General features: G+C 55.0%; 4 protein-coding genes and 1 pseudogene. 3 read left to right on the top strand and 2 right to left on the bottom strand.

Annotated features, from left to right (window positions below; translation table 11 throughout):
* Nucleotides 1-303 (bottom strand): transposase (locus CAK78_RS09820; RefSeq protein WP_141214098.1); only part of this gene is annotated, 303 nt, incomplete at its 3' end.
* A 17-nt stretch (nucleotides 304-320) separates the two neighbouring features.
* Between CAK78_RS09820 and CAK78_RS09815 the strand changes: the two genes are divergently transcribed.
* The 3 genes from CAK78_RS09815 (at nucleotide 321) to CAK78_RS22650 (ending at nucleotide 3,583) form a co-directional block, all read left to right on the top strand.
* Nucleotides 321-1,895 carry a DotA/TraY family protein gene (locus tag CAK78_RS09815; RefSeq protein WP_254924746.1) on the top strand — a complete coding sequence of 525 codons (1,575 nt, stop codon included), beginning with the start codon at nucleotides 321-323 and terminating at the stop codon, nucleotides 1,893-1,895.
* Between the two features lie 8 nt (nucleotides 1,896-1,903).
* On the top strand, nucleotides 1,904-2,236 hold the full coding sequence (locus CAK78_RS09810; RefSeq protein ID WP_254924745.1) for a hypothetical protein: 333 nt from the start codon (nucleotides 1,904-1,906) through the stop codon (nucleotides 2,234-2,236).
* 480 nt (nucleotides 2,237-2,716) lie between these two features.
* Nucleotides 2,717-3,583, top strand: coding sequence for a plasmid recombination protein (locus CAK78_RS22650; protein ID WP_141214164.1), 867 nt, complete (start codon nucleotides 2,717-2,719; stop codon nucleotides 3,581-3,583).
* Here CAK78_RS22650 and CAK78_RS09800 read toward each other — a convergent pair.
* Nucleotides 3,520-4,052, bottom strand: a pseudogene (locus CAK78_RS09800) (IS481-like element ISAs19 family transposase); the annotation flags it as partial. The gene CAK78_RS22650 and the pseudogene CAK78_RS09800 sit on opposite strands and share 64 nt — an antisense overlap.

The following is a 4,052-nucleotide window of genomic DNA, read 5'->3' as shown; positions in this document are numbered from 1 at the left end:
GTCAGGGATAGCCTGGTCCAGGGAGAGTTTGGCAAACAGACGCATTGAGGCAATTTCGTAGAGTGCGTCCTCCATGGCGCCGTCGCTGAGGTTGTACCACTGCTGCATACAGTGAATGCGGAGCATGGTATCGAGTGGGTAGGGACGACGCCCGTTACCAGCTTTGGGATAGACGGGTTCGATGACCCCCAGCATCCTTGGCCATGGGAGCACAGCCTCCATGCGAGCCAAGAATATCTCTTTACGGGTTTTACGGCGTTTGCCATTGAACTCGCAGTCCGCGAAGGTGAGCTGGTGACTCATGCTGAACCTCATCCCTGATGCCAAGTGGGGTTCATGATCTCACATCAAGGACTTGTTCGCACTTTCCCACCGATTATTCTGTTGGCTGGTTTTCTCAGAATGTGCCAGTGACGGAAATTCAGTGGGGTATCCCTGGGGAGGGCTCCCCTGTATGCGGTGGGTTTACTTGGAAACGGCAAACGGTCGGAGATAAAGACTCACGGATGATCACGAATGCCGTCATGGCCGCTCACAGCGCGGCGATCTCGGATTTGTTGTCTGCTACCAGAGGCCCAGCAGAGGCCCTTGTTAACTCTGGTATCCGCCCCTCTGACTCACTGATCCAGGAGCTGGCCAATCGCTACAATGCTACGATGCGGGCCGCTGCGGCACAGGCTGTAGAGCAGACGAACGAGAAGGCGATGGAGCAGTTTGTGAACCAAGCCTCTGACGGCGGATTCTTCTATGCCGGTACTTGGATCGGACATATCGGACGCTGGAACGATGCTGTACAACAGGCTATCAACTCGCTGCCCCAAATCCGCCCATTGGATATCGCTACTCGCTTCGATGATGTGAGTTCGCGTACCGTCAGGGATTATCTGACCTTAGTAGATGCTATGGCGAGAAATAGCCAGGATACTCTTGCCCAGGCTTATGAAAACCGCTCAGGGCTGCCGGAGCCTGATGGCCCAGAAGCGTTTGCCGATTTCCTCTCAAAAACGTTCATGAGCGCAGCGAGGATCACTACTGAGCAAGCTGCGGGCGGGACGCTTTCGCACATGACCCAGATGCGGGCGCTGGGTGATAACCTCTTGTTGGCAGCAGAAGGCTCATTGGTGGCCGTGGCCGCCGCTTCCGGAGTTGCTGGTGCTAAAGCCACAGAGTGGACGGCGGGGCTGGGTTTCTCTTTGAACTCTGCGTTGGCCTCCGCTGGCGGTACTATCACGATGCTGATCGTCTCTATGATGGGGCTTGGCTTGATGCTGTCAGTGTATATCCCTCTCATCCCCGCCATGGTATGGACCATGGCCGTTCTGAATTGGCTGCTGTCGGTTGTTGAGGCTGTGATTGCAGCCCCTTTGTTTGCCGCTGCGCATATCTCCCCCTACGGCGAAGAAGAGATCGGGACTGCTGGAGAGGGGTATCGAATGCTGGCCAGCATTGTGATTAAACCGATGTTGATGGTGATCGCGGTCTTTGTATCAATCGGCTTATGCAACGCGATGGCCGGTGTAGTGAATGATACGTTCATGCCAATGGTGGCGGGTGCTCAATCAGGTAGTGTCGTCGGGATCGTGAAGTTTGTGGGGATCGTCTCTGTCTACGTGCTGTTGATGATGGGCCTGACTCATGCCTGTTTTGCCCTGGTTCACTGGCTGCCGGATCGTGTCATGTTGTGGCTGGGTCGCTCTGTTGCGGGTCTGGGTGGTTCTGAGCGCATCGAGGGCGAAGTTAGAAGCGGCATGTCTACAGTAGGCAGTAACCTGCAAACTACAGGGCTTTCCGCAGCTCGTGATGTATCAAAGCAAACCAAGGCAGATGGCGGCAACCGCGAGTCACTGCAACAGTCGATTAAAACCCCGTCATTCGGTACTGAAAAAACTCTATGAGGTGTGTTATGTCGGATAGATTGAACGATGGCCTTTTCCTTGGGTATCAGGCGGGACAAGACGATCAGGAGCAAGTCACGGCGATTTGGAAGCGTCAAGCTAAGACGATGCGGGGACAACTGGAGCAGCAAATCAACGACACAGCAGAACAGTGGTTACAGCGCCAGGCGTGGCTGGAAGTCACTAAGCTGATGCTTGACGAGATCCGCGAGTCAAACCCGAATAGCCCACTGGCCAACAAAGAGCACGTGAACGGGATTTACCACGAGCTCTGCCGCGAAATGCGGGGGCAGCTAGCTGCAGGAATAGAACCGGAAAAGGTAACTGTTACTCCAAGATAGCGGGTCGAACTACAGATGCATGTTGCCAACCATGAGCCCATCTCGTGATGGCAGAAACTCTCGAAGGGAGTTTCTGCCAGAGCCGAGTGGGAGGCAAGCGCAGCGCGGCAGCTTTAGCCCCGCAGGGCCGACACATATCGACCTTCCAGCGAAGCGGAAAGGTGATATGTAATAGTCGGTTACTTTACTTGTGCTGCCATTACAAAAAACTCATTTGAACTCAGATTGATAGTCAGTTAGCAGAGGGCACAATGTACCAGTTTGGGCACGTAGAAGCATATGCCAGGAAGCCACAGAAAGGGGCATGGAGCATACGAGATGTAGCAGCAGAGGCCGAGAGAAAACGAGAGCACTGTATGCACGTCGAACAACCACAGGAGCCGATCAGGGTCTTTGGCTGCTCCCCCTCTGAAGCTGTGGAACAGGCTGAAGCATGGGGCGCGCAGGCCAAAGACGCTAGAGGTCGGAAGCTCCGCTCAGATGCCCCTGTACTCCTTGCAGGAGTTCTTAGCTACCCTTAGGCAGGGAGACGAGTGGCCAGAATTCAAAGAGAAGGCTCTGGCGTGGCTCAAGAGCGAATATGGGGAAAATCTGGTGTCGGTGATCGAGCATCAGGATGAACAGCACCCGCACATACACTTCTACGCAGTCCCCAAGCCCGGACAAATTTTCAACGATCTCCACCAGGGCAGAGCTGCGGCAGCCGAAGCAAAGCGTAAGGGAGAAACCAAAGCAGCTCAACAGTACGCCCACAACCATGCAATGAGAGATTGGCAAGACCGACTTTATCAAGCTGTGGGTCGGGAGTTCGGGTTAGCTCGGCTTGGGCCAAAGCGTCAACGTCTAACTCGCGCAGAATGGGTAGCTCAGCAGGCTGCCCAGCAAGCGATTCTCTCTGCAGAACGGGCAGGAGTCTCCACCCGCAAACCGACAGCAGAGGAGCAAGATGCTGTTTTTAAAGACATCGAGGGAAAGGAGGTCGGGCTGCTGCGCAAAGAGCGAGTCTATACGGAGCACGAACTTATCAAGGCTGCAAACGGTGGCCTCAGGCTCGGGATCTCTATGCAAATGCAAATGCAAGGCGATGCGGCAGCCCAAGCTGCACGCGAAGTCGCAAAGCGTAAAATGAATGTGGACGCAGAGACGCGCCGAACCAAGGCCGAAGCAGAAGCGTTGACCGCTAAGTTGCTAGCTGCAGAGAAAAAACTTGAAGGCTATCTGACAACACTCAGAGTGTACAGATCTAGTTATCACCTGACACCGGCCTCAAACCGGTGTCTTGTTTACGCTACTTTAGTGCGCACTTCCTTCGGTATCAATTTCAGACCCTTCTTGAACATGCTGTAAGGCGTCTGTCCCTCCATCATCCTGCCCTGATGTGGCCGCTGGGTGTTGTAGTGCTCCAGGTAGCTATCCAGGTCTGTCTGCATCTGCTCTACCGATTCATACCAGGTCGTCCTCCCCTTGATACGGAAGTGTTCATCCAGCAGTGTGCGATGCAGCCGTTCGATAAAACCGTTGCTCTGCGGCCTGCGCACCTTGGTGGTTCTGTGCTCAATGCCCTCCAGTTGCAGGAACAGCTCGTAGGGGTGATGGTCAGGACGTCCGCAGAACTCGCGTCCGTTATCCGACAGGATGGTATAGACCCGTGCCTCATGGGCTTCGAAGAACGGCAGCACCGCTTCATTGAGCACATGAACCGAGGTCACCGGCAGCTTGCTGGTGTAGAGCCGTCCCCAGGCGTGGCGGCTGTAGCAGTCCAGCACGGTTTGCAGATACACCTTGCCAACCCCCTTGAGCGCCCCCACGAAGAAGG

The sequence above is a fragment of the Aeromonas sp. A35_P genome (assembly GCF_002259925.1).
GTDB classification, from domain to species: domain Bacteria; phylum Pseudomonadota; class Gammaproteobacteria; order Enterobacterales; family Aeromonadaceae; genus Aeromonas; species Aeromonas dhakensis.
This window is presented reverse-complemented; position numbering and strand designations above follow the sequence as displayed.

Coding starts and splice junctions, on each gene's coding strand:
- CAK78_RS09815 (WP_254924746.1), top strand. CDS start 321: ATGCCAAGTGGGGTTCATGATCTCACATCAAGGACTTGTTCGCACTTT.
- CAK78_RS09810 (WP_254924745.1), top strand. CDS start 1,904: ATGTCGGATAGATTGAACGATGGCCTTTTCCTTGGGTATCAGGCGGGA.
- CAK78_RS22650 (WP_141214164.1), top strand. CDS start 2,717: ATGCCCCTGTACTCCTTGCAGGAGTTCTTAGCTACCCTTAGGCAGGGA.